Annotated in this window: 2 protein-coding genes; both read right to left on the bottom strand. The window is 64.7% G+C overall.

Annotated features, from left to right (window positions below):
- On the bottom strand, positions 1 to 217 hold a 217-nt coding region (locus tag SO140_RS46175; protein WP_498544233.1), incomplete at its 3' end, for a Mur ligase domain-containing protein.
- Positions 214 to 856, bottom strand: a 643-nt coding sequence (locus SO140_RS46170; protein ID WP_498544232.1) for a Mur ligase family protein, incomplete at its 5' end; no start/stop codon positions are given. The genes SO140_RS46175 and SO140_RS46170, both read right to left, overlap by 4 nt.

The following is an 856-nucleotide window of genomic DNA, read 5'->3' as shown; positions in this document are numbered from 1 at the left end:
CCAATAAGCGCTTACTGACCAGCAACGCCCCGGCGCCTGCGGCTACGGCATCCGCCGGGAAGTCGTGAGCGTCGAAACGCTCACCTTTCAGCGCCACAAACAGGCAACCGGCGGTCACCTTGCGGGTGTCTGTCGTCACCTCGACAATTTGGCAATCGGCGCCGATCGGTTCAGCGCTCAATACCTCAGCCAGTGTCTGAAGAGAGACAGGGATCATGCCAGCACCCCCAGCAGTCGGGCGACCGTCGTGCGGTCGGAGTAATCCAGGCGGCGGTTGCCCACCAGCTGATAATCTTCATGGCCCTTGCCCGCCACCAACACCACATCCTGCGCCTGCGCTTGCATGATGGCGCTGGTTACCGCTTCGGCGCGGCCGTGGATCACCAGCGCCTGCCCGGCGTCCAGCAATCCGGTCAGGATGTCGTTGATAATTGCGCGCGGCTCTTCGGTACGCGGGTTGTCATCGGTGATCACCACGCGATCGGCGAACTGCTCGGCAATACCGCCCATCAGCGGACGCTTGCCCTTGTCGCGATCGCCGCCGCATCCGAAGACGCACCACAGCTGCCCCTGGCAGTGCAGGCGCGCGGCTTCCAGCGCTTTCTCCAGCGCATCCGGCGTGTGGGCGTAATCCACCACCACCGTCGGTTTGCCCGGCGCGTTAAACACTTCCATGCGGCCGCAGACCGGCTGCAGGCGGCTGCCGGTTTCCACCAGCGCCTCCAGCGGATAGCCCAGCGACAGCAGCGTGGCCAAGGCCAACAGCAGGTTGCTGACGTTGAAAGCGCCCATCAGGCGGCTTTCGATCTCGCCGTCGCCCCAGCTGGAGCTGAAACGAACGGTGGCGCCGTTGTCG

The organism is Bradyrhizobium sp. UFLA05-108 (genome assembly GCF_059803455.1).
The sequence above is the reverse complement of the archived record's forward strand: the minus strand, read 5'-3'. Positions and strand labels throughout refer to the sequence as shown.